Annotated in this window: 23 protein-coding genes, 2 tRNA genes and 1 other RNA gene; 14 read left to right on the top strand and 12 right to left on the bottom strand. The window is 73.4% G+C overall.

From position 1 onward, the window contains the following. Positions 1 to 9 precede the first annotated feature (9 nt). From AC4BG9_RS08200 to AC4BG9_RS08190, 3 genes are all read right to left on the bottom strand, one after another. Positions 10 to 999, bottom strand: a complete 990-nt coding sequence (locus AC4BG9_RS08200) for a hypothetical protein (protein ID WP_490570588.1) — start codon at positions 997 to 999, stop codon at positions 10 to 12. After that, positions 996 to 1,358 (bottom strand): GntR family transcriptional regulator, encoded by a 363-nt coding sequence (locus AC4BG9_RS08195; RefSeq protein WP_490570587.1) that lies wholly within the window; start codon positions 1,356 to 1,358, stop codon positions 996 to 998. The genes AC4BG9_RS08200 and AC4BG9_RS08195 overlap by 4 nt, the downstream gene beginning before the upstream one ends. 157 nt (positions 1,359 to 1,515) lie before the next feature. Then, positions 1,516 to 1,604, bottom strand: a tRNA-Ser gene (locus tag AC4BG9_RS08190). A gap of 186 nt (positions 1,605 to 1,790) precedes the next feature. On the opposite strand from AC4BG9_RS08190, the gene ffs reads away from it, so the two are divergent. The 7 genes from ffs to AC4BG9_RS08155 all read left to right on the top strand — a co-directional run bounded on the left by ffs (position 1,791) and on the right by AC4BG9_RS08155 (position 8,316). Further along, an RNA gene (gene ffs / locus AC4BG9_RS08185) (signal recognition particle sRNA small type) lies at positions 1,791 to 1,880 on the top strand. 89 nt (positions 1,881 to 1,969) lie between these two features. Further along, positions 1,970 to 4,288 carry a DNA polymerase III subunit gamma and tau gene (locus AC4BG9_RS08180; RefSeq protein ID WP_490570586.1) on the top strand — a complete coding sequence of 773 codons (2,319 nt, stop codon included), beginning with the start codon at positions 1,970 to 1,972 and terminating at the stop codon, positions 4,286 to 4,288. 76 nt (positions 4,289 to 4,364) lie between these two features. Continuing rightward, a complete protein-coding gene (locus tag AC4BG9_RS08175; protein WP_490570585.1) occupies positions 4,365 to 4,724 on the top strand; it encodes a YbaB/EbfC family nucleoid-associated protein in 360 nt (119 codons plus the stop codon). A 6-nt stretch (positions 4,725 to 4,730) separates the two neighbouring features. Beyond that, entirely contained in the window at positions 4,731 to 5,330 is a 600-nt protein-coding gene (gene recR / locus AC4BG9_RS08170) for a recombination mediator RecR (RefSeq protein ID WP_490570584.1), read from the top strand. Beyond that, positions 5,323 to 5,946, top strand: coding sequence for a DUF5063 domain-containing protein (locus tag AC4BG9_RS08165; RefSeq protein WP_490570583.1), 624 nt, complete (start codon positions 5,323 to 5,325; stop codon positions 5,944 to 5,946). The genes recR and AC4BG9_RS08165 overlap by 8 nt, the downstream gene beginning before the upstream one ends. A gap of 64 nt (positions 5,947 to 6,010) precedes the next feature. Beyond that, entirely contained in the window at positions 6,011 to 7,282 is a 1,272-nt protein-coding gene (locus tag AC4BG9_RS08160; RefSeq protein ID WP_490570582.1) for an aspartate kinase, read from the top strand. Continuing rightward, positions 7,279 to 8,316 carry an aspartate-semialdehyde dehydrogenase gene (locus AC4BG9_RS08155; RefSeq protein WP_490570581.1) on the top strand — a complete coding sequence of 346 codons (1,038 nt, stop codon included), beginning with the start codon at positions 7,279 to 7,281 and terminating at the stop codon, positions 8,314 to 8,316. The genes AC4BG9_RS08160 and AC4BG9_RS08155 overlap by 4 nt, the downstream gene beginning before the upstream one ends. A gap of 190 nt (positions 8,317 to 8,506) precedes the next feature. On the opposite strand, the gene AC4BG9_RS08150 is transcribed toward AC4BG9_RS08155, so the two are convergent. Beyond that, positions 8,507 to 8,580 (bottom strand) — tRNA-Pro (locus AC4BG9_RS08150). Positions 8,581 to 8,678: 98 nt separating this feature from the next. Beyond that, positions 8,679 to 9,602, bottom strand: coding sequence for a metallophosphoesterase (locus AC4BG9_RS08145; RefSeq protein ID WP_490570580.1), 924 nt, complete (start codon positions 9,600 to 9,602; stop codon positions 8,679 to 8,681). A 26-nt stretch (positions 9,603 to 9,628) separates the two neighbouring features. Between AC4BG9_RS08145 and AC4BG9_RS08140 the strand changes: the two genes are divergently transcribed. Beyond that, on the top strand, positions 9,629 to 10,087 hold the full coding sequence (locus AC4BG9_RS08140; RefSeq protein ID WP_490570579.1) for a GatB/YqeY domain-containing protein: 459 nt from the start codon (positions 9,629 to 9,631) through the stop codon (positions 10,085 to 10,087). A gap of 6 nt (positions 10,088 to 10,093) precedes the next feature. Here the strand turns inward: AC4BG9_RS08140 and AC4BG9_RS08135 are convergent, their stop codons facing one another. Next, entirely contained in the window at positions 10,094 to 12,454 is a 2,361-nt protein-coding gene (locus AC4BG9_RS08135) for a transglycosylase domain-containing protein (protein ID WP_490570578.1), read from the bottom strand. A 242-nt stretch (positions 12,455 to 12,696) separates the two neighbouring features. On the opposite strand from AC4BG9_RS08135, the gene AC4BG9_RS08130 reads away from it, so the two are divergent. Further along, a complete protein-coding gene (locus AC4BG9_RS08130; RefSeq protein WP_490570577.1) occupies positions 12,697 to 13,002 on the top strand; it encodes a WhiB family transcriptional regulator in 306 nt (101 codons plus the stop codon). Positions 13,003 to 13,011: 9 nt separating this feature from the next. Here AC4BG9_RS08130 and bagB read toward each other — a convergent pair whose 3' ends face one another. The 3 genes from bagB to AC4BG9_RS08115 form a co-directional block, all read right to left on the bottom strand. After that, on the bottom strand, positions 13,012 to 14,184 hold the full coding sequence (gene bagB, locus AC4BG9_RS08125) for an ATPase BagB (RefSeq protein ID WP_490570576.1): 1,173 nt from the start codon (positions 14,182 to 14,184) through the stop codon (positions 13,012 to 13,014). Beyond that, complete coding sequence (gene bagA, locus AC4BG9_RS08120) at positions 14,181 to 15,224, bottom strand: ATPase BagA (protein ID WP_490570575.1); 1,044 nt, start codon at positions 15,222 to 15,224, stop codon at positions 14,181 to 14,183. The genes bagB and bagA overlap by 4 nt, the downstream gene beginning before the upstream one ends. A 213-nt stretch (positions 15,225 to 15,437) precedes the next feature. Continuing rightward, positions 15,438 to 16,220, bottom strand: a complete 783-nt coding sequence (locus AC4BG9_RS08115; RefSeq protein WP_490570574.1) for an IclR family transcriptional regulator — start codon at positions 16,218 to 16,220, stop codon at positions 15,438 to 15,440. Between the two features lie 129 nt (positions 16,221 to 16,349). Between AC4BG9_RS08115 and AC4BG9_RS08110 the strand changes: the two genes are divergently transcribed. After that, positions 16,350 to 17,132, top strand: a complete 783-nt coding sequence (locus tag AC4BG9_RS08110) for a CoA transferase subunit A (protein WP_490570573.1) — start codon at positions 16,350 to 16,352, stop codon at positions 17,130 to 17,132. Further along, complete coding sequence (locus AC4BG9_RS08105) at positions 17,132 to 17,770, top strand: CoA transferase subunit B (RefSeq protein ID WP_490570572.1); 639 nt, start codon at positions 17,132 to 17,134, stop codon at positions 17,768 to 17,770. The genes AC4BG9_RS08110 and AC4BG9_RS08105 overlap by 1 nt, the downstream gene beginning before the upstream one ends. Before the next feature lie 15 nt (positions 17,771 to 17,785). On the opposite strand, the gene AC4BG9_RS08100 is transcribed toward AC4BG9_RS08105, so the two are convergent. Then, complete coding sequence (locus AC4BG9_RS08100; RefSeq protein WP_490570571.1) at positions 17,786 to 18,454, bottom strand: response regulator; 669 nt, start codon at positions 18,452 to 18,454, stop codon at positions 17,786 to 17,788. Beyond that, positions 18,439 to 19,689 (bottom strand): sensor histidine kinase, encoded by a 1,251-nt coding sequence (locus AC4BG9_RS08095; RefSeq protein ID WP_490570570.1) that lies wholly within the window; start codon positions 19,687 to 19,689, stop codon positions 18,439 to 18,441. The genes AC4BG9_RS08100 and AC4BG9_RS08095 overlap by 16 nt, the downstream gene beginning before the upstream one ends. A 107-nt stretch (positions 19,690 to 19,796) precedes the next feature. On the opposite strand from AC4BG9_RS08095, the gene AC4BG9_RS08090 reads away from it, so the two are divergent. The 3 genes from AC4BG9_RS08090 to AC4BG9_RS08080 are packed head-to-tail and all read left to right on the top strand — an operon-like array spanning position 19,797 to position 23,459. Further along, a complete protein-coding gene (locus tag AC4BG9_RS08090) occupies positions 19,797 to 20,540 on the top strand; it encodes an ABC transporter ATP-binding protein (RefSeq protein ID WP_490570569.1) in 744 nt (247 codons plus the stop codon). Then, positions 20,537 to 22,492 carry an FtsX-like permease family protein gene (locus AC4BG9_RS08085; RefSeq protein WP_490570568.1) on the top strand — a complete coding sequence of 652 codons (1,956 nt, stop codon included), beginning with the start codon at positions 20,537 to 20,539 and terminating at the stop codon, positions 22,490 to 22,492. The genes AC4BG9_RS08090 and AC4BG9_RS08085 overlap by 4 nt, the downstream gene beginning before the upstream one ends. Before the next feature lie 10 nt (positions 22,493 to 22,502). Beyond that, positions 22,503 to 23,459, top strand: a complete 957-nt coding sequence (locus AC4BG9_RS08080; RefSeq protein WP_490570567.1) for a hypothetical protein — start codon at positions 22,503 to 22,505, stop codon at positions 23,457 to 23,459. 4 nt (positions 23,460 to 23,463) lie between these two features. Here the strand turns inward: AC4BG9_RS08080 and AC4BG9_RS08075 are convergent, their stop codons facing one another. Beyond that, on the bottom strand, positions 23,464 to 24,816 hold the full coding sequence (locus tag AC4BG9_RS08075; RefSeq protein WP_490570566.1) for an MFS transporter: 1,353 nt from the start codon (positions 24,814 to 24,816) through the stop codon (positions 23,464 to 23,466). Positions 24,817 to 24,843 lie beyond the last annotated feature (27 nt).

Raw genomic sequence — 24,843 nt, 5'->3', positions numbered from 1 at the left:
ACCCTGAGCCTAGTGCTGCCCGGCCCCGGCCCGGCCGGTGGCCAGCAGCGCGTTGACCAGCTCGGCCGCCTCGTCTGCCCGGTCGACGGTCACCGCGAACTCGGACCCGTCGCGCAGCGCCAGCACCAGGCCCGGCCCGCGGCGGACGACGGCCGCCCGGCCGCGGGCGCTGATCCGGTAGCCCCAGCCGCCCCACCGCATGGGCTCCACGTGCTCGGCGCTGGCTCCGGCGATGCTCGTCAGCGGGTGGCGGTGCCTCAGGAACGGGAGCGCGCCCCACCGCACGGTGACCGCCTCGCGGTCGACCCGGACGGTCAGCCGGTGCATCAGGCCCAGCAGCACGCCGACTCCGACCAGGGTCAGCGACGCCTGCGCCACCCGGAAGGAGAGGACCGCGCCGGCCAGCACCAGGCCCACCGACATCGCCAGCAGCACCCGGGATGAGGCGCGGCCGACCCACACCACCCGCTCCTGCTCGGAGATGGTCAGGCTCGAGGTGGGGGTGGGTCGCGCCGGTCGCCGGGCACCCGAGCCGCGGACCAGCCGCCACAGCGCCCAGGCGACCGCGGCCGGCAGCAGCACGACCACCGCGAGCCACAGGTAGGACAGTCGCACGTCGTCGGCCGAGGCGGCGCCCGCGGCGTTGACGACCACCGTGAGGTAGACGCTCGCCGCCAGCCACCCCACCCAGCCGGCGCCGAGGACCACCTCGGCGGCGACCGTCAGGTGGGCGCGCATGCCCAGCGCGGCCGCCCCCACCGCGGCGGCCGCGGCCGCCGCGATCCCGCAGTGCAGCGTCATGGCCTTCACCGAGGTGGTGCCGTCCACCTCGCCTGCCGCGTTCCAGTGCCGGGGGAGCGGGTCCGGCACGGAGTCGGCGTACCCGGCCCGGAGCAGCACCACCAGGAGCGGCGCGGCCAGCAGGAGGGCGCCCGCCGCCCAGGCCCTGGTCCGGGGCGCGGTCGGGACGGTCGGTGCGGGGGTCGGGGGGTGGCTCATGGCTGGGCCTTTCGGATCTCGTCGAGGAGCTGGTCCCGGGTCAGGCCCAGCAGCGCCGCGCTGCGCAGGAGCTCGTGGATCTGCTGCTGCAGCCGGGCGCCGGTGCTGACGGCGCTGTCGGCGTCCGCCCGCACGTGCACGCCCCGACCCCGGCGGATGTCGACCAGCCCTTCGTCGCGCAAGGTGGTGTAGGCGCGCAGCACCGTGTGCATGTTGACGTCGAGGCCCGCCGCGAGCTCCCGGGCCGGGGGCAGTCGCTCACCGGGGGCCAGGGTGCCGGAGGCGATCGCGCCGCGCACTTGCCCGGCGATCTGCTCGGCGAGGCCGGCGGGGCTGCCGGGGTCCAGACGGATCAACATAGTTTGCATCGTACTAGAACAATGCGTCTGAGGCGTCCGGCGGAGTCGCCGTGCTCCGCGTCGGGCCGCGGGGGACGCGACGGGGGTGCGACGGGGAGAAATGACGAACGCCGGGACGGTGAACCGTCCCGGCGTCCTGGGGCAGACGTGCTGCCGCTGGCGGAGGATAGGGGATTCGAACCCCTGAGGGCTGTTAACCCAACCCGCTTTCCAAGCGAGCGCCATAGGCCACTAGGCGAATCCTCCGCCGAGGAGGCTACCTGCACCCGGCCGGTCGCGGGAAATCGCCTCCCGCCTCCGGCGACCAGGGCGCCCCGCCGCCGGCCCGGCGTGGGTCCGGTGCCGCCCCGCCGCCGCCCCGCTGCCGCCCGGTCCGCGGACGGCAGTGGCCCACGTTGGCGGCGTGAGGGCCCCTCACCTAGACTCTGCGCCAACCCCCCGTGCGGCGGCATCTCGTCGAATCCCCCAGGGCCGGAAGGCAGCAAGGGCAGATGAGCTCTGTCGGGTGCACGGGGGGCCTTTTCGTCCCCCGGTCGGTCCCGCCGGGAAGCGCGTCGGGCGGACTCCCCTCCGCGGTGGTCCCTGTCGGGTCTGGTGGTTAGGGTTCAGGCGTGGACTCCCCCCTCGCGCTCTACCGCCGCTACCGGCCGGAGACGTTCTCCCAGGTCATCGGGCAGGACCACGTCACCGAGCCGCTGCGCAACGCGCTCGCCGCCGACCGGGTGAACCACGCCTACCTCTTCTCCGGCCCGCGCGGGTGCGGCAAGACGACGTCGGCCCGGATCCTGGCGCGCACCCTCAACTGCGCCGCGGCGCCGGTGGCCGAGCCGTGCGGCAGCTGCGACAGCTGCCGCGAGCTGGCCACCGGGGGGAGCGGCTCGATCGACGTGATCGAGATCGACGCGGCCTCCCACGGCGGCGTCGACGACGCCCGCGACCTGCGCGAGAAGGCCTTCTTCGCGCCGGTGCGCGACCGCTACAAGATCTACATCATCGACGAGGCCCACATGGTCTCCAACCAGGGCTTCAACGCCCTGCTCAAGCTGGTCGAGGAGCCCCCGCCCCACCTGCGCTTCATCTTCGCCACCACCGAGCCGGAGAAGGTCATCGCGACCATCCGGTCCCGCACCCACCACTACCCGTTCCGGCTGATCCCGCCGCGGATGCTCAACGACTACGTCGTCGAGCTGTGCGCGCGGGAGGGGGTGGCGATCGAGCCGGCCGCCGTGCCGCTGGTGGTCCGGGCCGGGGCCGGCTCGGCCCGCGACACCCTCTCGGTGCTCGACCAGCTCATCGGGGGCTCCGGGCCCGAGGGCGTCACCCACCAGCTCGCGGTCAACCTCCTCGGCTTCACCCCCGACACCCTGCTCGACGAGGTGGTCGACGCCTTCGCCGCCGCCGACGGGGCCGCGGTCTTCGGGGTGGTCGACAAGGTCATCGAGTCCGGCCAGGACCCGCGCCGGTTCGCTGAGGACCTGCTGCGTCGCCTGCGCGACCTGGTGATCGTCGCGGCGGTGCCCGACGCACCCGTGACAGGGCTGATCGACGTCTCCCAGGACCAGGGCGAGCGGCTGGTGGCCCAGGCCGCCCGCTTCGGCTCCACCGACCTCGCGCGCGCCGCCGACCTGGTCGCCACCGGGCTGATGGACATGAAGGGCGCCATCTCCCCGCGCCTGCTCCTCGAGCTCATCTGCGCCCGGGTGCTGCTCCCGGGTGCCGACCACGCCACCGAGGGCGTCCAGGCCCGCCTCGACAGGCTGGAGAAGCGCTTCGCCATCGTCGGCCCCGGCACCCCGGCCGCGGCGCTCTCCGCGCAGCCGGTGCTCCCGCCCGAGCGCACCGCGCCCGCCCAGCCCGACCCGCGGCCGGCCGCCCCCGCCCAGTTCGCACAGTCCGCCCGGCCCGACCAGCCCGTCGAGTCCGACCGGCCTGCCCCGCGCCCGGCCGCCTCCGACCGGCCCGCGCCCCCGGCGCCTGCCTCCACCCCCGCCCCTGCCGCGTCGCAGGGCCATGCGCCCGCCCCTGCCGCCGCGCCGGCCCCCGCCGCAGCCCCCGCCGCCGGGCCGGCCACGGCTGAGGCGGCCCCCACCGCGGCGCCCGCCGAGCCGACTGGCTGGGAGCAGCCGGCCCGCCCCGGCGGCCCCGCCGGTCTCACTGGCGCCGGGGCCCCGGGTGCTGCTGCTCCCGGTGCCGCCGCCGGTGCCGCCCCGGAGCCCCCTGCCGCAGCGCCCGCGCAGCCCAGTGACGCGCCCACCGCTCCGCCCGGGGCCCCGTCCGGCGGGCTCTCGCTGGTCGACGTCCGTCGGCTGTGGCCGGACGTGGTGGAGGCGGTCAAGGGCCGTCGGCGGCTGGCCTGGATCCTGCTCACCCAGAACGCCCAGGTCAACGGGGTCGACGACCGCACCCTCACCGTGGGCTTCAACAACCCCGGCGCGCGCGACTCGTTCGTCTCGGGCGGCAACGACGAGATCCTGCGACAGGCGGCGATCGACGCGGTCGGCGTCGAGTGGCGGATCGAGTGCGTGGTCGACGCGGGGGTCCAGCCGCCCGGGTCCACCGCCGCCTCCCACCAGGTGCGCCAGCCCGCGGTCGAGAGCCGCCCCGCCGAGCCCCCCGCGCCCCAGCAGCCGCCCCAGCAGCCCGGTCAGCCCCCGCAGCCCTCGCAGCCGGCGCAGGAGCCGGGGAGCGACGGCGCGGCCGGTGCCCCCCAGGCCGGCGGGGCGGACCCCCAGGGCCTGGCCGCCGCCCGCGGCGCGATCCAGCAGACCCGCACGGGCGGGCGCACCGCGCCCGACACCGACCAGCGGGCCCTGGCCGACGCGGCCGCCCACCCGGACGACCCCGATGCCGACTCCCAGGGCATGGACAGCGCCGAGCTGCTGCGCCGCACCCTGGGGGCCGAGGTGATCGAGGAGATCGAGCACCGATGACCCCGGCCGCGCCCAGCCGGGCGACGGCCGCCACGACCGCACACCCCCACCCCACACCCGGAACGAGGACCACGCGATGACCCAGAACCCCTTCGACGCTCTCGGCGGGGCCGGCGGCTTCGACATGAACGCCCTGCTCGCCCAGGCCCAGCAGATGCAGGAGCAGCTCGCCTCCGCCCAGGAGCGGCTCCAGGAGGTGCGCGTCGACGGCACGGTCGCCGGCGGCTCCGTCACCGTGACCCTGAGCGGCTCCGGCGAGCTGGTCGCCGTCGCCATCAGGGCCGGCGAGTTCGACGGCAACGAGCCCGACGAGCTCGAGGACCTCGGCGACATGATCGTCGCGGCGTTCCGTGACGCCAAGGCCAAGGCCGACGCGATCGCCGCCGAGGCGCTCGGTCCGCTGGCCGGTGGCGGCGGCATCCCCGGACTGGGCTGACTCCCTTTGTACGAGGGCGTCGTCCAGGACCTCATCGACGAGCTCGGCCGGCTGCCGGGCGTCGGTCCCAAGAGCGCGCAGCGGATCGCGTTCCACCTGCTCCAGGCCGAGCCGGCCGACGTCCGCCGTCTCGCCGACGTGCTGATCGAGGTCAAGGCCAAGGTCAAGTTCTGCTCCGTGTGCTTCAACGTCTCCCAGGACGACCAGTGCCGGATCTGCCGCGACCCGCGTCGTGACCCCTCGGTGCTGTGCTGCGTCGAGGAGTACAAGGATGTGGTGGCCATCGAGCGGACCCGTGAGTTCCGCGGTCGCTACCACGTGCTGGGCGGCGCGATCTCGCCGATCGACGGGATCGGGCCCGACCAGCTCCGGATCCGGGAGCTGATGGTCCGCCTGGCCGACGGCACCGTCCAGGAGGTGATCCTGGCCACCGACCCCAACCTCGAGGGCGAGGCCACGGCGACCTACCTGACTCGGATGCTGCGGCCGATGGGGTTGCGCGTGACGCGACTTGCGAGTGGACTGCCAGTGGGCGGTGACCTGGAGTACGCCGACGAGGTCACCCTGGGCAGGGCTTTCGCTGGAAGGCGGTCCGCTGATGACTGACACGTCCGGAACGACCGGGGCCGACACGACCTCGCCCCTGACGGGCGACCTGGCGGAGCTCGCCGGACAGATCGCCGCGCAGGTGGAGACCTTCCTGGTCGCCCTCCAGGCGGTCGCGGCGGAGGAGGACGGCGGCCTGGCGATCCCGGTGCTGCTGCTCGAGACCGCGCAGATCTCCCTGGCCGGGGCCCGGCTGGGCGCGCAGGTCGACTTCCACCCCCGGGCGGAGTACCAGCCCGACGTGGGGCCCGAGCCCGACGTGGACCCCCTGCGCCTGGGCCTGGCCCGCACGCTCGGGCCGGTCGACACCTACAGCTTCGTCACCGACCCCTACCAGCCCGAGGTGGTGACCAGCCAGCTCTCCGACGACCTCACCAGCGTCGCCACCGACCTGGCCAACGGTCTGCGCCACTACGTGGCGGGCAACGTGATCGAGGCCCTGTGGTGGTGGCAGTTCTCCTACGTCTCCTCCTGGGGCAACCTGGCCGGGACCGCCCTCAACGCCCTGTGGTCGGTGGTGCACCACGACCGTCTCGACGCCGAGTTCTCCGGCGAGGACGAGCAGGTCGCGGCGGCGAATGAGATGTTGGAATCCGACGCGATCAGCGGAAGTTAGACTTGCTCCTTGGCCGGCACCGCCGGCCCTGTCAGGTGCGAAGAGACCGAGCAAGGGGTGTGGCGTGGGCATTGTCGTGCAGAAGTACGGCGGCTCCTCGCTTTCCGACGCCGACGCCGTCAAGCGCGTCGCGCGTCGAATCGTCGAGATGAAGAAGGCCGGGCACGACGTGGTCGTGGCCGTCTCCGCCATGGGCGACAAGACCGACGAGCTGATCGACCTCGCCCACGAGGTCTCACCGCTGCCGCCCGCCCGCGAGATGGACATGCTGCTCACCGCCGGGGAGCGGATCTCCATGGCCGTGGTGGCGATGGCGATCTCCGACCTGGGCTACACGGCGCGGTCCTTCACCGGCTCGCAGGCCGGCGTGATCACCGACGCGGTCCACGGCAAGGCCAAGATCATCGACGTCACCCCCGGCCGCATCACCGCCGCCCTCGCCGAGGGACACATCGTCATCGTGGCGGGGTTCCAGGGCGTCAGCGCGGACACCAAGGAGATCACCACCCTGGGTCGCGGCGGCACCGACACCACCGCGGTGGCGCTGGCCGCCGCGCTGGGCGCCGACGTCTGCGAGATCTACACCGACGTGGACGGCGTCTTCACCGCCGACCCGCGCATCGTCAAGACCGCCCGCAAGCTCGGCAAGGTCTCCTACGAGGAGATGCTCGAGCTGGCCGCCTGCGGGGCCAAGATCCTGCACCTGCGCTGTGTCGAGTACGGCCGCCGGCACGGCATCCCCATCCACGTCCGCTCGTCGTTCAGCCATCTGCAAGGCACCTGGGTCGTGGACGACCCCAGTGAGGGAGGCACCATGGAACAGCCCATCATCGCCGGAGTGGCCCACGACCGGAGCGAGGCCAAGATCACGGTCGTCGGTGTGCCCGACAAGGTGGGCGAGGCGGCGCGGATCTTCGAGGCGCTCGCCGACGCGCAGACCAACCTGGACATGATCGTGCAGAACGTCTCCGCCGTGGCGACGGGACTGACCGACATCTCCTTCACCCTGCCCCGCACCGACGGGCAGACCGCGATGGCCGCCCTCGCCCGGATCCAGGCCGAGGTCGGCTACGAGAAGCTCCTCTACGACGACCGGATCGGCAAGGTCTCGCTGATCGGCGCCGGGATGCGCTCCCACCCGGGCATCACCTCGAAGTTCTTCGGCTCGCTGGCCGGGGCCGGCGTCAACATCGACATGATCTCCACCTCCGAGATCCGGATCTCGGTGATCGTGGCCGAGTCCGACGTCGACGACGCGGTTCGCGCCACGCACACCGCGTTCGACCTGGACGCCGACGAGGTCGAGGCCGTCGTCTACGGCGGGACCGGCCGATGACCAGCATCGGCATCGTCGGCGCGACCGGCCAGGTGGGGGTGGCGATGCGCCAGATCCTCGAGGAGCGCGACTTCCCCGCGAGCCAGGTCCGGTTCTTCGCCTCCGTGCGCTCCGCCGGCAAGGTGCTGCCCTTCCGCGGCCAGGAGATCGTCGTCGAGGACGCGGCCACCGCCGACCCCACCGGGCTCGACATCGCGCTCTTCTCGGCCGGGGCCACCACCTCGCGCGCCCAGGCGCAGCGGTTCGTCGACGCGGGCGTCATCGTCATCGACAACTCCTCCGCCTTCCGCAAGGTCCCGGAGATCCCCCTGGTGGTCTCCGAGGTCAACCCGGAGGCGATGGACGAGGTGATCGCCGCCGGCCGCGGCATCGTGGCCAACCCGAACTGCACCACGATGGCGGCCATGCCGGTGCTCAAGGTGCTGCACGACGCGGCCGGGCTGAAGCGCCTGGTCGTCTCGACCTACCAGGCCGTCTCCGGCTCCGGCGTGGCCGGCGTGGAGACCCTCGCCACCGGCGTGGAGAACGCCGGGGACGCGCGTGGCCTGGCCTACGACGGTGCGGCCGTCCCGGCGGGGGACCCCGGCCCCTACGCCGAGCCCATCGCCTACAACGTGCTCCCGCTGGCGGGCTCGATCGTCGACGACGGCCTCAACGAGACCGACGAGGAGCAGAAGCTGCGCAACGAGTCGCGCAAGATCCTGGGCCTCCCCGACCTGTTGGTCTCCGGCATCTGCGTGCGGGTCCCGGTCTTCACCGGCCACTCGCTGGCGGTCAACGCCGAGTTCGCCTCCGAGCTGACCGTCGACGCCGCGCGCAAGCTGCTCGCCGACGCCCCTGGCGTCGCCCTGGAGGAGATCCCGACCCCGCGGAAGGCGGCCGGCCAGGACCCGTCGTACGTCGGCCGGATCCGGCAGGACGAGGGCGTCGACGGCAACCGCGGGCTGGCGCTGTTCATCAGCAGCGACAACCTGCGCAAGGGTGCCGCGCTCAACACCGTGCAGCTCGCGGAGATCATCGCCGCCGCCCGCTGAGCCCATGCCCCGTGGGGGCAGCCGAAGCACCGTTCCCGGTCCCGGGGGCGGTGCTTCTGCGTTCCGCCACCATGTGGCGGGAGGACGGGCCGGGATAACCGGCCGGGGGAACGCGCCCGGGGGAACGGGCGGGAAATGCAGCAGGCCCCGGACCCTGACGGATCCGGGGCCTGCTGCCGGGAAAACTCTGTCGGGCTGACAGGATTTGAACCTGCGGCCTCCTCGTCCCGAACGAGGCGCGCTACCAAGCTGCGCCACAGCCCGATCGTGGGCGTCACCGTGCCAGGCACGACTGCTCACGAGCAACGCGAGCATAGCGGAGCCTCGGGGGCTCCCCGAAATCGGGTGGGCGCCGTGGGCGCTCAGTCGCGGGGGAGCAGGGTGAGCAGCGTCGCCTCCGGACGGCAGGCGAGCCGCAGGCGGACGTAGGGGCTGGTGCCCAGCCCCGCGGAGACGTGCAGCCAGGACGAGCCGGGGTCGCCGTCGACCGAGTCCGCCGGGTGGCGGTGGAGCCCGCGGGCCCGCTCCGGCTCCAGGTCGCAGTTGGTGGTCAGCGCCCGGCCGCCCGGCAGGCAGACCTGCCCTCCGTGGGTGTGGCCGGCGATGATCGCGTCGTAGCCGTCGGCGGCGAACTGGTCGAGGACCCGCAGGTAGGGGGCGTGGCAGACCGCCAGCCGGAGGTCGGCGTGGGGGTCGGCGGGCCCGGAGACCCGGTCCAGGTCGTCGTAGCCCAGGTGGGGGTCGTCGACCCCGGCGAACGCGATCCGGGTGCCATTCACCTCGAGGGCGCCGAAGGCGTTGGTGAGGTCGAGCCAGCCCGAGGCGTCGAACGCCGACTTCAGGTCCGGCCACGGCAGCTGGGGGACGTCGGTGTGGCGGGACCCGTCGTCGGGGAGCAGGTAGCGCAGGGGGTTGCGCAGGCTGGGGGAGAAGTAGTCGTTCGAGCCGAGCACGTAGGCGCCCGGCACCTCCAGCAGACCGCCCAGCGCGTCGAGGACGACGGGCACCGCGCGCTGGTGCGCGAGGTTGTCGCCGGTGTTGACCACCAGGTCGGGCGCCAGGTCGGCCAGGGAGGCCAGCCACTCCTGCTTGCGCCGCTGGTCGGGGGTCATGTGGATGTCGGAGAGGTGCAGCACCCGCAGCGGGGCGTGGCCGGCCGGCAGCACCGTCACCTCGACCTTCCGGAGCGTGTAGGCACGCGCCTCCCAGGCGGCGTACGCCGCGAGGCCGGCACCGGCCGCCACTGCGAGGCCGGCGGCGCGGGGCAGGATCTCGCTGGGGGTCACCGCACCTAGGCTGCCACACTGGACCCATGAGCACTCTCAAGGACCGCCTCCGCGCCGACCTGACCACCGCGATCAAGGCCCGCGACGAGCTGCGCTCCTCCACGCTGCGGATGGTGCTGACCGCGATCACCAACGCCGAGGTCGCCGGCAAGGAGCACCGCGAGCTCTCCGACGACGACGTGATCGGCGTGCTCAGCAGCGAGGCGAAGAAGCGGCGCGAGGCCGCGGCCGCCTTCGAGGACGGCGACCGCCCGGAGCAGGCGGCCAAGGAGCGGGCCGAGGCCGAGGTGCTCGCCGACTACCTGCCGACCCCGCTGACCGAGCAGGAGATCGCCGACCTGGTCACCTCCGTGATCGCCGAGACCGGCGCGGCCGAGCAGGGCATGCGGGCGATGGGACAGGTCATGGGCCGGGTGCAGGCGCAGACCAAGGGTCGCGCCGACGGGGGCGCCGTCGCCGCGGAGGTGCGGCGCCAGCTGGGCTGAGCCGGCTCAGCCCCGGCCTCGGCGGCCCTTCCCCTTGCCCTTCTTCTTCTTCTTGGGCTCGGGGACGAAGCCGGTCGAGGGGTGGTAGACGACCGTGTCGCCGGCGCTCAGCTGGGCACCGCTCTCGGGGGTCGTCTTGGCCACCGAGCCGTCGGGGATCTCGGAGTTGAGGTAGCCGCCCAGCGACGGGTTGAAGCCCGCCGCCCGCAGCGCTGCCTCGGCGTCGGCGACCGGCATCCCGACCACGTCGGGCACCGAGGTGAGCACCCCGGCGATCTGGGTGGAGTCGGGGCGCTGGAAGTCCTCGTCGGGCAGCGAGGCGGCGACGGTGCCCATCGCGTCACCCCACATGGGACCGGCGTTGCCGGAGCCCGAGGCCGAGGAGATGTAGGAGCCGCCCACCACCTGGCCGTTGAGGCTGACCCAGTGGCCCACGTCGTTGGCGCCGGCGATCATCGCGGCCGTGGCGAGGTTGGGGGTGTAGCCGACGAACCAGACCGCCATGTTGCCGTTGATGGTCCCGGTCTTGCCGGCGGCCGGCTGCGGCGGGGCGATCGCGGCACCGAAGCCGCCGGGCTCCACCACGCCGCGCAGCACGTCGTTGACCGCGTCGGCCACCGCACCGGGCAGCACCTGCTGGCACTTCTCCGGGTACTCCTTGAGCAGGTTGCCCTGGGCGTCCTCGATGGCGCTGACCGGCCGGGAGTCGCAGTGCAGCCCGCGGCCGGCGAAGGTCGCGTAGGCCTCGGCCATCTCCAGCGGGCTGGTGCTGGGGATGCCCAGGGTGAACGAGGCGACCCGCTCGGCGCCGAAGCCGTTCTCGTCGCCCTCGGGGTTGGTCAGCCGGATGCCCATCTGCTTGGCGAGGTTGAAGGGCTCGCAGATCCCGGTCTCCCGGATCAGCTGCACGTAGAAGGTGTTCACCGACTCCCGGGTGCCGGTGTACATGTTCTTGGTGCCGGACGTGGTGGAGTTGCTCACCGGCCACGGGCCGTAGTCGTAGGGCTTGCCGTCGCAGTCGATGAAGTCCTCGCGCCGGAAGACCATCGACTCGGGCGAGTTGAAGGTCTGGGTCAGCGACATGCCCTGCTTGAGGGCGGCGGCGAGGACGAAGACCTTGAAGGTCGAGCCGGCCTGGAAGCCGCGGGAGTCGCCGTACTCCTCGGGGACCACGTAGTTGAGGTAGGTCTGGCCGGCCTGCCGGTTGGCGCCCATCGGGCGGGACTGGGCCAGGGCCTTCACGTTGCCGGTGCGGGGCTCGACCATGGCCAGGCCGCCGATGGCGTTGTCGGTGGGGTAGACGTGGCTGCGCACCGACTCGTCGGCCGCCTGCTGGTAGCTCAGGTCCAGGGTGGTGCGGATGGTGAGCCCGCCGGACTTGATGAGCCGCTCGCGGTCGGCCTCGGTCTTGCCCAGGGAGCGGTCGGCGAGGAGGTACTTCACGACGTAGTCGCAGTAGAACGGGGCGGGGGAGTTCACGCACCCGTTGGCCGACGGCTGGATCTTGAGGCCCAGCTTCTGGCCCTTGAGCTTCTCGGCCTTGTCGCGGGGGATGACGTTGAGCTCGGCCATCCGGTCGAGCACGACGTTGCGCCGGGAGAGCGCGCGCTCGGGGTAGTTGGTGGGGTCGTAGCCGGTGGGGTTCTTCACCAGGCCGGCCAGCGTCGCGGACTGCTTGAGGTTGAGCTGCTTGGCGTTCTTGTCGAAGAAGTGCCGCGCGGCGGACTGGATGCCGTAGGCGCCGTCGCCGAAGTAGGCGATGTTGAGGTAGCGCTCGAGGATCCACTCCTTGGAGTAGTTCTGCTCGAAGGCGATCGCGTACCTGAGCTCCTTGAACTTGCGCGCGTAGGTCTCGTCGGTGGCGGCGTCCGCCTCCTCGTCGTTCTCGGCCTGGTCGATCAGCGTCAGCTTGACCATCTGCTGAGTGATGGACGAGCCGCCCTGCACCACGCCGGCGCTGGCCTGGTTGGTGACCAGGGCGCGGAGCGTGCCCTTGAGGTCCAGGGCGCCGTGCTCGAAGTAGCGGTAGTCCTCGATGGCGACGATCGCCTCGACCATGTTGCGCGAGATCTGGTCGAGCCCGACGCTGATGCGGTTCTGGTCGTAGAGCGAGGCGATCAGGTTGCCGTTGATGTCGTAGACGGAGGTCTTCTGGGCAAGCGGCTTGGCCTCCAGCTCGGCGGGCAGCTCGTCGATGCCGCGGGAGACGTCTTCGGAGGCGGAGCCGAGCACGGCCGCGAACGGCAGCACGAGCCCCGCGGCGAGGACTCCGACGACGGTGGCCACCGCCGCCATCACCCCGAGGTGGGAGAGGATGCGACCGGTGCGCGGGTTGCCCTCTGCGGACCCCTGGGCAGGCTGAGACATGTCACCCAATGTACGGGAGAGTCGGGTGGGGGCCACCTCCACGACCACCCGTCGTTGGGCGCGCGGGTCGGCCCGGAGTGGCCGCAGGTCCCGCCGGGACTAGTCCGAGATGACTACTCAAAGTGGGCCATACGAGTCTGGCTGACAGGGGTGCTGGTCCATACCTTTACACCAGATCACAAAAGCGTGAGTGGACTTCATGGGGATGTCCACCCGCATATTGAGGATCTGGGGAGAAAATCATGTGGGTCGAGGACTGGACGTCGAAGGCAGCATGTCGGGATTCAGCCCCCGACCAGCTCTTCGTGCGGGGTGCCGAGCAGAACAAGGCCAAGCAGCTGTGCAACAGCTGCCCCGTGCGCACCGAGTGCCTCGCGGAGGCGCTCGACAACCAGATCGAGTGGGGCGTCTGGGGTGGCATGACCGAGCGTGAGCGCCGCGCCCTCCTCCGCCGGCGGCCCGGTGCCAGTTGGCGCAACGTCTTGGAGAGCGCCCGCGAGGAGCACACCCGCACGGCGTCCCCGCTCACCGCCTCCGTCGACGTCTGAGCCCAGCCCTCACTCCTCGCCGGCGAGCAGCCCGCCGATGCGGCGCAGGCCGTCCAGGTCGTGCACGTCGGTGGGCAGCGCCCTGACCACCACCTCCGGCACGTGCGGGTGGGCGGCGGCGAAGCGCGTCACCAGGCGTCGCTCCCGGCCGACCATCGACAACCGGTCGGCGTGCAGCCGCAGCAGGCCCGCGGTGATCGACCCCGGGTCGGAGCGGCGCAGCCGGTCGGCCGCGGCCCCGGCCTCCTCGGCCGTGAGCGTCCCGCTGGTCGCCGGGCTGGCCCGGTTGACCACGAGCCCGGCCAGCGGCATGTCCTCCTCGGCGAGCCGCTCGACGAAGTAGGCGGCCTCGCGCAGCGCGTCCTCCTCGGGGGCGGCCACCACCAGGAACGCGGTGCGGTCGTCCTGGAGCAGGGCGAAGGTCTTCTCCGCGCGGGCGCGGAAGCCCCCGAAGAGCGTGTCGAAGGCCGCGACGAAGATCTGCATGTCCCGCAGCACCTGGGTGCCGAGGATCTTGGTCAGCGCGCCGGTCATCACCCCGACGCCCGCCGACATCAGGCGGGCCGGCCCCCGGGCCGGGGCGGTGAGCAGCCGGATGAAGCGTCCGTCGAGGAAGCTGGAGAGCCGCTCCGGCGCGTCGAGGAAGTCCAGCGCGGAGCGCGAGGGCGGGGTGTCGACCACGATCAGGTCGTAGGACCCGTCGGCCTCGGCCTTGCGGTAGATCTGGCCGAGCTTCTCCATCGCCATGTATTCCTGGGTGCCGGCGAACGAGCTGGACAGCGCGACGTAGAACGGGTTCTCCAGGATCTGCCGAGCCTTCTCCGGGGTGGCCTGGCTGCTCACCACCTCGTCGAAGGTGCGCTTCATGTCGAGCATCATCGCGTCGAGCGAGCCGCTGCCCCGCACGGTCGGCACCGGTCGCGGGGTGTTGTCGAGCTTCTCCACCCCCATCGCCTGGGCCAGCCGACGCGCCGGGTCGATGGTCAGCACCACGACCTTGCGCCCCCGCTCGGCCGCCCGCAGCGCCAGCGCCGCCGAGGTGGTCGTCTTGCCGACCCCGCCGGACCCGCAGCAGACCAGGATCCCGATGCCGGGGTCGTCGAGCAGGGTGTCGACGTCGAGGACCGGTGCCTGTGTGGGGTGGGAGGCCAGCGGGCCCACCCGGGTGCGTCGCTCGCTCATCGTCCCATCCCCTGTTCCTTGAGGCAGGCGGCGAGCTCGTACAGCCCGCCCAGGTCCACCCCGCCCGCCAGCAGGGGCAGCTCGTAGGTCGGGCGGCCCAGCTCGACGACCAGGGCGCGCTGGCTCTCCTCCAGGTCGCGACGCTCCGCGTGCTCGCGGCCCTCCTCGACGAGCTCCTCGACCAGCGCCGGGAGGTCGTCGTCGGCCTCGACGCCGGCCGCCACGAGGTCGTCGCGGATCCGGTCGGTGTCCAGGGTGCCGCGGGCGGCGGAGGACAGCGCCTCCTCGTCGAGGTCGCGGGGCCGGACCAGGTTGACCACCACCCCGCCGACCGGCAGGTCGGCCCGCCTGAGCTCGGCGATCCCGTCGGCGGTCTCCTGCACGGGCATCTCCTCCAGCAGGGTGACGAGGTGGACCGCCGTGCGTGGGGAGCGGAAGAGGGTCATCACGGTGTCGGCCTGGCTCTTGATGGGCCCCACCTTGGCCAGTCCGGCGAGCTCGCCGTTGACGTTGAGGAACTGGGTGATCCGGCCGGTCGGCGGGGCGTCCAGCACCACGGCGTCGTAGGTGACCGCGCCCTTGCTGCGGGCGTTGCGCTGCACGGCCTCGTAGACCTTGCCGGTCAGCAGCACGTCGCGCACCCCCGGCGCGATGGTGGTGGCGAACTCGATCACCCCGAAGCGGTCCAGCGCCTTCCCGGCCCGGCCCAGCTTGTAGTACATCGCCAGGTACTCCAGCAGCGCCGACTCGGCGTCGATGTGGAGCGCGTGGACCACCCCCGCCCGGCCCTTGCTGTCGGCCAGACCGCGGGCGACCCGGGTCTCGGCGTAGGGCAGGGGGTCGACGTCGAACATCCGGGCGATGCCCTGGCGTCCCTCCACCTCGCAGAGCAGGACGTTGCGTCCCGACGAGGCCAGCGCCAGGGCGAGGGCTGCGGCCACGGTGGACTTCCCGGTGCCCCCCTTCCCCGTCACGACGTGCAGGTCGACGCCGGACCAGTCGGTCCCGGACGCCTGGGTGGGTGCGCTCTCGTCGCTCACCCCAGCAGGATAGGCAGGCGCAGGTTGTCCGGGTCGTCCGGAGAAGGGCGTACGGATGTGCAAGTTGCGAAAACCGCCCGAATGTCCCCGGCGACCTCCTTACGATCATCGGCTGCAGCACCAGGGACCCACGCTCCGGCGGCTCGCGGGGGAAGCCGCCGGAGCGGGGTCGCCGAGTGCCGCACCAGTGGACGCTCGGCCCGGGCCCGCTTTCTAGCGGCGCATCCTGCGGGTCAGCGCGTGGGCCTCCTCCAGCAGCAGGGCGCCCAGCTCGCGCTGCCGGGCCGTGGCGAAGCGCTGCTCGATCCCGGTCAGGCTGAGCGCCCACGCCGGGCGGTCCTGGGTGTCGAAGACGGCCGCTCCCATGCCCCAGCTGCCCTCGACGAGGAGGCCCGGGTTGACCGCCCAGCCGTCGGCGCGGGTGCGGGTGATCCGCTCGCGCACCCGGGCGGGCGCGTGCGCCTCGCCGTACGCCGTGACCAGATCGGCGCGGCGCAGGTAGTCGTCGACGTCGGGGTCGGGGAGGTGGGCGAGGATCGCCAGGCCGGCCGAGGCGACCCCGAGCGGGAACCGGATCCCCTCGTGGAGCACGTGGGAGCGGATCGGGAAGCTGCCGTCCTCGCGGAGCAGGCAGACCGTCTCGTCGCCCCGGCGCACGGAGAAGAAGGCGCTCTCGCCGGTCGCGACGCTGAGCCGCCGGACCACCGGCTGCGCGAGCGCGGTCACGTCGTACCGCTCGGCGGCGGCGACGCCCAGCAGGTAGAGCTCGGGTCCGAGCACCCACCGCCCCGAGGCGGGGTCACGCTCGGTCAGCCCCTGGTCGGCCAGCGAGACCAGCAGCCGGTGGGCGGTGGGGCGGGCCAGGCCGGTGGCGCGGGCCAGCTCCGAGGTCCCGGTGCCGTGCGGCTCGTGCGCCGAGACGGCCTTGAGCAGTGCGGCGGCACGGCCGACCACGTCGACCGGGGTGTCCCGGAGCGGGGATGCGGGGGTGTCCACTCAATGAACGCTACCGCGGACCAGGGTTCGCTCAGCGAGAGATTCGCGTCAGCAGGGTGGTCGGGCGTTGACGCCGCGCGAAGCCGGGCATTGAATCGCCACACAGTTGCACCGAACGAGGAGGAGTCGATGGACAAGGTCGTGGCCAGCGCCGCGGAGGCGGTGGCGGACATCGCGAGCGGAGCCACCCTCGCCGTCGGCGGGTTCGGGCTCTGCGGGATCCCCTCGGTGCTCATCGAGGCGCTGCTGGCCTCCGGGGTCGACGACCTCGAGGCGGTCTCCAACAACTGCGGCGTCGACGACTGGGGCCTGGGCCTGCTGCTCGCGCAGAAGCGGCTGCGGCGGATGGTGTCGTCCTACGTCGGGGAGAACAAGGAGTTCGCCCGGCAGTACCTCTCCGGGGAGCTGGAGGTCGAGCTGACCCCGCAGGGCACGCTGGCCGAGCGGATGCGGGCCGGCGGCTCCGGGATCCCGGCATTCTTCACCGCCACCGGCGGCGGCACCCAGGTCGCCGAGGGCGGACTGCCCTGGCGCTACGACGACTCCGGCAACGTGGTGGTCGCCTCCCCGCCCAAGGAGACCCGCGAGTTCGAGCTCTACGGCGAGCGCCGCGACTACGTGCTCGAGGAGGCGATCGTCGCCGACTTCGGCCTGGTCCGCGCCTGGAAGGGCGACCGGCACGGCAACCTCGTCTACCGCGACTCCGCACGCAACTTCAACCCGCTCGCCGCGATGTGCGGCCGGGTGACGATCGCCGAGGTCGAGCACCTGGTCGAGCCCGGCGAGCTGGACCCCAACGACGTGCACACCCCGGGGGTCTACGTGCAGCGCGTCGTCGCGCTGACCCCGGAGCAGGCCGCGGAGAAGCGGATCGAGAAGCGGACCGTGCGTCCGGCCGGAGAGGACGCCTGATGACCGAGCCGACCGGCTGGACCCGTGAGCAGATGGCCGCCCGCGCGGCCTCGGAGCTGACCGACGGCTCCTACGTCAACCTGGGCATCGGGCTGCCGACCCTGGTCCCCAACTACGTCGCCGACGACGTCGAGCTGGTGCTCCAGTCGGAGAACGGCATCCTCGGCGTCGGCGCCTACCCGGTCGAGGGGGAGGAGGACGCCGACCTCATCAACGCCGGCAAGGAGACCGTCACCGTGCGCCGCGGGGCGTCGTTCTTCGACTCCGCGACCTCCTTCGGGATGATCCGCGGCGGCAAGATCGACGCCGCGATCCTCGGCGCCATGCAGGTCTCGGCCGCCGGCGACATCGCCAACTGGATGATCCCCGGCAAGATGGTCAAGGGGATGGGTGGCGCGATGGACCTCGTGCACGGCGCCAAGCGGGTGATCGTGCTGATGGAGCACGTGGCCCGTGACGGCTCCTACAAGATCGTGCGGGAGTGCTCGCTGCCCTACACCGGCCGCGGCGTGGTGCAGCGGATCATCACCGACCTCTGCGTCCTCGACGTCACCCCCGAGGGCCTGCGGCTCGTCGAGCTGGCGCCGGGGGTCACCGAGGACGAGGTGCGGGAGAGGACCGAGCCGCCCGTCCTGTGAGCGGCACGGGGCGCGTCACGGCCCGCGCAGGTAGGTGAGGACGGCGGCCACCCGCCGGTCGCTGCCCGGATCGACCGGGAGCTTGGCGAAGATGTTGCCGATGTGCTTGCGCACGGCCGCCTCGCTGACGAAGAGCGCCGCCGCGATGGCCTGGTTGGTGTGGCCCTCGGCCATCAGGGCCAGCACCTCGAGCTCGCGTGCGGTCAGGGCGGCCAGTGGGCCGTCGGTGCGGTTGCGGCGCAGGAGCTGACGGACCACCTCGGGGTCGACGACCGTGCCGCCGGCCGCCACCCGGTCGAGGCTGTCGAGGAAGTCCCGGACGTGACCGACCCGGTCCTTCAGCAGGTAGCCGATCCCGCCGCCGGGAGCCGAGTCGAGCAGGTCGGCGACGTAGGCATCGGCGATGTAGGCCGAGAGCACCATGACGGCGGTGCCCGGGTGCTCCGCCCGGATCGCCATCGCGGCCCGCAGCCCCTCGTCGGTGTGCGTCGGGGGCATCCGGATGTCGGTGATCACCAGGTCGGGGGTGGTGCGCTGCACGAAGGCGAGCAGGGCGTCGGCGTCGGCGACGTCGGCGAGGACCCGGTGGCCCGCGCGTTCGAGGATCCGCACCAGTCCTTCGCGGAGCAGGGCCTCGTCCTCGGCCAACACGACCGTCAGCGGGCGCACTACGGGAGCGGACATGTCATCCTCACCGTCGTCGGGCCGCCGGGCGGGCTGGTGGTCCGCAGCGAGCCGTCCATCGCCTCGACCCGTAGCCGGAGCCCTTCCAGCCCGGAGCCCGGCCTCGCCTCGGCACCACCCGTCCCGTCGTCGCCGACGCTGAGCACGAGCTCGCCCTCCTCCGTCCAGGCGTGCACCTGCGCCGACCCGGCGCCGGAGTGGCGGACGACGTTGGTGAGCGCCTCGCTGACGAAGAAGTAGGCGGCGGCCTCGACCGGTCCCGGCAGTCGTTCCTCGAGGGCGAGGTCGACGTGGACGGGCACCGGTGAGCGGTCGGCGATCTCGTGGACGGCCGCGGTCAGCCCGTGGTCGGTGAGCACCCGCGGATGGATGCCGCGCACGGTGGTGCGCAGTTCGGCGAGGGCCTGCTCGGCCTGCTCGTGCGCCTGCCTGATCAGCGTGAGAGCGGGTCCCTCGGCCTCGAGCTCGGCCGACCCGAGGGTCATGGTGAGCGCGAGCAGTCGTTGCTGCACGCCGTCGTGCAGGTCGCGCTCGATACGCCGCCGCTCGGCCTCGAAGGCGTCGACCAGCCCGCTGCGCGAGCGGCGCACGGCGGCGACCGCCTCCGCCTGCCGCGCGTCGGGCGGGTCGAGCAGCAGCCGGGTGAGCGCGGCGTGGCCGCAGGCGGCCCAGGTGACGACGTACGCCGCGACGGCGAGCAGCAGGACCCCGACGACCGGCGCCACCCAGGCCTCGCGGGGCGAGTCGATCCGCCAGCCGACGACGTCGATCACGTCGGCGCCCACCAGCCAGGGGGCAAGGAGCAGGATGACCGGCACCGAGGCGAAGGCGGCGGCGCCGAGCCCGACCAGCCAGCCCACCGTGGCGAGCAGGGCCAGGTGACCGATCTCGGCCCACGCCACCGGGCGCCCTGGCTCCCCCCGCTGGGCCGCGCGCCATCCCACCTTCCAACCTGCCCCGTCGTCGGCCGTGGGGAGGACCAGGCGCAGCCGCCGCCGTTCCACCTCGGCGGCCAGGTGGGCGAGCGCCGGCACGGCGGCGAGGACGAAGAACCCGACCACCAGGACCAGGGTGGCCAGCCCGATCCCGAGGACCAGGGTGAGCAGCAGCAGCCAGGCCAGCCCGACCACGACTGAGCCGACGACGTAGGCAAGTGCCCGCCACGGCCACGCCGAGAGCAGGAAGCGCCACGGCCGCCCGCGCACGGCCGTCCACGCGTCCGGATGCCTCGTCACGCCCCAACCCTAGAGAGCCGTGCCCCCGCGTGGGGTAGCGCGGGCGCTACCCAGGTGTGGCGTGCAGGCCCGGGTGTCGCGGCCCGTGCGCTGGTGCAGTGGGAGCCATGACCAGCACCCTCACCACCGCGCCCCCCGCGGTGACGCTCGACGGCATCGCCCACACCTACGGCTCCCGGGCGGGGGGCGTGCGGGCGCTGCACGGCGTGACGCACGTGTTCCACCGCGGCACCTTCACCGCGATCATGGGCCCGTCGGGGTCCGGCAAGTCGACCCTGCTCCAGGTCGCCGCCGGCCTGGAACGCCCCACCGACGGTCACGTGGTGATCGGCCGGACACCGCTGGGGCGGCTCAAGGAGAACGAGCTGACCCGCCTGCGCCGGACGTCGATGGGGTTCGTCTTCCAGGCCTACAACCTGCTCGACGCCCTCACGGCATTCGACAACGTCGCCCTGCCCTCCCGGTTGGCGGGCGTCCGGGTGGAGCGCGCCGCCGTGCTCCGTGCCCTCGCGGCGGTCGGACTGGCCGAGCTGGCCGGACGCCGCCCCTCGCAGCTGTCGGGTGGACAGCAGCAGCGCGTCGCGATCGCCCGGGCCCTGCACACCAGGCCCGAGGTGCTCTTCGCCGACGAGCCCACCGGGGCCCTGGACCGCAGGACCGGGCGGGACGTGCTCGCCCTCCTGCGGGCAGTGGCCGATGCCGGGCAGACGGTCGTCATGGTCACCCACGACCCGGTGGCCGCCTCCTACGCCGACGCCGTCCTCTTCCTGGCCGACGGCCGCGTGGTCGGCCACCTCCAGCACGCGAGCGCGGACGCGATCGCGACCACCATGAACGGACTCGAGCGGTGATCCTCCCCCTGGCCTGGCGCAGCGCGCGGGCCACCTGGCGGGGCTACCTGGGCGCGTTCGTGGCGCTGGCCCTGGGGGTCGGCCTCCTGGCCGTCAGCACCGCCCTGGTCTCCGCGACCGACGCCACCGCAAGCCGGGAGGGCCTCACCCCCGCCCAACGGCTGCAGCTCGACGGGCTGGCCAGCCTCTTCGGCATCATGGCCGGCGTCTCGATGTTCATGGCGGTCTTCGTGGTCGGCAGCACCTTCTCCTTCGTCGTCGCCGACCGGCAGCGCGAGCTGGGGCTGCTCCGGCTGATCGGGGCGACGCCCCGACAGGTCCGCCGCCTGCTCCTGGGCGAGTCCCTGGTCGTCGCCACCGGGGCCACGCTCGCCGGCGGCCTGCTCGGCTCCCTGCTGGTGCCGGGGCTGCTCTGGTTCGTCCGGGCCGTCGGCGTCACCGACCTCCACCTGAGCGCGTCCGGCTCCTGGACCACCTGGGCCGTCGCGGCGCCCAGCGGGGCGACGGTCGCCCTCCTCGGGGCCCGCCGCGCCTCGCGCCGGGCGTCGCGGACCTCGCCCACCTCGGCGCTGAGGGAGGCGGCCGTCATCCCCACCCGTCCCTCGCTCGGCGCGCTCCTCGTCGCGGTCCTCTGCCTCGGGACTCTGTTGGCCACCTTCGCCCTCGCCCCGCGGCTGCCACCGCTCTTCGCGCTGATCGCCGCGATCGTGCTGCCCGAGGTCGCCGTGGTCGGCATCCTGGCGGTCGGACCGTCCCTGGTCCCACGCCTCGCCGCGCTGCTCGCCCGTCCGTTCGTCACCCGTGACGTCACCGCCCGGATGGCGCGCGACGACCTCCGGGCGGCCGCGAGGACGACGTCCGCGGTCGCCGCACCGATCGTCGCCATCTCAGCGATCGCCGGCTCCCTGATGCTCGCGCTCAGCTTCACTGCCGACTGGACGACCGCGCTCAACACCGCCCAGCTCCGCGCGCCGCTGGTCCTCGAGGGGGCCGAGCCCCCTCAAGCCGCTTCCCTGGCGGGGGACCCACGGATCGCCGCCGTCGACGTGCAGCGGCAGGCGACCTGGCAGCTCGGCGAGGAGGGTGGGGCCCTCTACCGCGAGCAGGTCGAGGTGGTCGACCCGGCCAGCGCGGCCGCCGCCCGTGGGCTGCGCGCCACCAGGGGCGACCTCGGTGACCTGCACGGCCCCGCGATCGCCGTCACCGAGGGGTGGGCGAGCGACTCCGGGACGGGACTGGGAGGCGAGGTCGCGGTCTGGGTCGACGGGGAGCGGATCCCGTTGCGGGTGGTCGCCGTGGTGCCAGAGGCTCCCGACCTGTACGCCGACCTGGTCGTCGCCTCGAACGCCGTCCCGGGCCGGGTGGGCTCGGCGACCGGGACCCTCTTCGTGGTCCCGGGTCCGGACGTCGACCCCGGTGCCCTGCACGCCGGCCTCGCCGGCGACCTGGACGGAACACCGGCGCGCGTGCTGCCCGCCGAGGAGTGGATCGACGCCGCCGACGCCGGGACCCGTCGGGCCAACGACCTCGCACTCCTCGTGCTGCTCGGACCGGCCGCGCTCTACTCGGCGATCGCCATCGTCAACGCCACCCTCATCGGTGCCTCCCAGCAGCGTCGCCAGCGCCGGCTGCTGGCCCTCCTCGGCGCCACCCACGACCAGGTGCGCCGAGCGTCGATCTGGCAGGCCGGCCTGGTCAGCGCCACCGGGCTGCTGCTGGGCGGGACGATCACGGTCAGCCTGGGCTGGCTGATCCGGACGGCCACGACCGCCGACCTGGCGGGCACCGGAGTCGCCGTACCGCTGACGATCCCGTGGCTGCCCCTGCTGGCGAGCGCGTCGACCTGTCTGACGCTGGGCGTCCTCGCCGCGCTGGTGGGCTCGAGGAGTGCTCGCGTCCTGCACCGCCTGCGGCGAGAAGGGGGGAAGACGGAGCCCCTCGTCCTGGCCTAGCGTGCCAGGCATGAGCCGACTCCTGCGTGCCGTCGCCCTGCTCGCCTCGCCCGCGCTGCTCGCCGGCGCGCTGGCCGCCCCGGTCCCTGCGGCGGCACCGCCGCCGGAGCCCCTCGTGGTGGTCCCGCCGGTCGGGGCACTGCCGCTCGGTGACCCGATCGCCGGGCCGCACCTGGAAGACCGGCGCACCCTGGTCGACGGCGACGTGCGGATCCGGGTCCCGGCCGACGTCTGGATCGTCGGCCGCACGGGGCGGGCGTACGTCGTGGAGGAGTACAAGCGCAACAACCTCGTCGACGTCCTGCGGGTCACCCGCGACGGGCGGCTCCGGACGCTCGCCAGCGACGTCGACGGCTCGCAGCTCTCCGCCGACGGCACCCTCCTGGCCACCAGCCGGCTGGTCCGCTTCCGCACCGAGGTGCGGGTGCGGGAGGCGCGCACCGGCCGGCTGCAGGCGAGCCGCACGGTGAACGAGGGGGTCTGGGCGATCGGCGTCGACGAACAGCGTGTGCTGCTCGGGGGCGTCGGCGGGGCCAGCGGGGGGACCCACCTGTGGAACCACCGGACCGGCCGGATCAAGCGGCTCAGCGGCCAGAGCGCGTACGCCGCCAACCTCGAGCGGGGCCTGTACGCGCGCCACACCGACGACGCCGACCAGTACAACGGCGGCTGCACGGTCATCGCCAGGATCGGCTCCGGGAAGACGCTGTGGCGCACCTGCGGTGAGTCGGTGGAGGCTTTCTCGGCCGACGGCCGGTCGGTGCTCACGATGGGCAACGGCGGATCGTCCGCGAGGGTGCGCACCGTGCGCGGCGAGCGGGTGGTCCGCTACGGGGTGCGCTACCCCGACGCGCTCCAGTACGCCGAGTGGGACACCGACGGGCGGGTGCTGCTCGGCATCGACGACGAGGACGGGCGCAGCTTCGTGGTGGCCTGCTCCGGGGCGGAGTGCCGGCGCACCTCCTGAGCCGTCAGCGGCGTACGGCGCCGGGGGAGGCGGTCCGGGAGGCGGCCACCACCGCGCCCACCGCGCAGAGGATCCCCACCAGGTAGACCGCGACGAAGGGGTCCAGCGCCGACCCCTCGGTGCGGGTGAAGACCACGCCGGTGACCGAGAGCGCGAGCGCCGCCCCGAGCGAGTCCGAGACCGCCAGGGCCGAGGAGTTGGCGCCCCGGTCGCGGTCGGTGGAGTGCTGCAGCATCGCCACGCCCAGCCGGGGGAAGCCGAAGCCCATGCCGGCGCCGGCGAAGACGTAGGCGAGCATCGCCAGCGGCGCCGGGGCCTCGAGCTGGATCACCACCGTGACCAGGCTGACGCCGAGCAGCACCCCCGAGGTGCCTATCACCAGGGCGCGGGTGTGCGAGACCTTCGGCAGCCGCGACTGCACCTGGCTGGCGGCCGCCCACACCACGCCGACCCCGGTGAGCGCCAGGCCGGCGGTCGCCGCGGCGATGCCCCAGCGCTCCTTGAGCACGAAGACGATGTAGGCCTCGGCGCAGAAGAAGCCCGCGCTCATCAGGCCGCGGGTGGCGATCACCGCGGGCAGCCCGCGGGCCAGGCGCAGCGTCCCGGTCGGGAGCAGCCGCCCCAGCGCCAGCACCACCACGAGCAGGCAGCCCGCGGCCAGTGGGAGGGAGGAGTCGAGCAGCTTCACCCCGAGCGCGGCCACCGCAGCCACGACGGCCCAGGCCAGTCGGGAGAGGGGGACCCGGTCGGCGTGCTCGTTGCCCGCCGGCGCGGTGCGCAGCGTGGGCAGGAGCACCACCAGCGCCAGCAGGATCAGGGCCACCACGCCGAGGAAGACCCAGCGCCAGCCGAACGCGTCGGCGACCAGCGCCGCCAGGTAGGGGCCGAAGAGGGCCGGCAGCACCCACGCGGCGGCGAAGCTCGCGAAGATCGCCGGCTGGAGCCGCGGTGGGTAGAGCACCCCGACCACCACGTAGAGCACCACCGTCGCGGCACCCCCGCCGAGACCCTGCAGCACCCGGCCGGCGACCAGCACCTCCATGGTCGGCGCGGTCCCGCAGACCACCAGCCCGGCCGAGAGGGCGAGCAGGGCGGCCACCAGCGGCACGGTCGGCCCCCGGCGGTCGCTCCACATGCCCGCCGCGACCATGCCGATGACGCTGCTCGCCAGCGGGGAGGCGAAGGCCAGGGCGTAGAGCCCGACGCCGTCCAGCCGCTCGGCCACCTCCGGCATCACCGTGGTGACCGCCAGCGACTCGAAGGCGACGATCGCGATCAGGCCGAACGCCGCGACGGTGGTGGCGACGTACGCCGGGGAGAGGATGCCGCCGGTGTCCGGGGTCGGGGTGGTGCTCACCCGTGGAGGGTAGGCGGTGCCGGGGCG

Source organism: Nocardioides sp. Z40_12 (genome assembly GCF_058215795.1).
The sequence above is the reverse complement of the archived record's forward strand: the minus strand, read 5'-3'. Positions and strand labels throughout refer to the sequence as shown.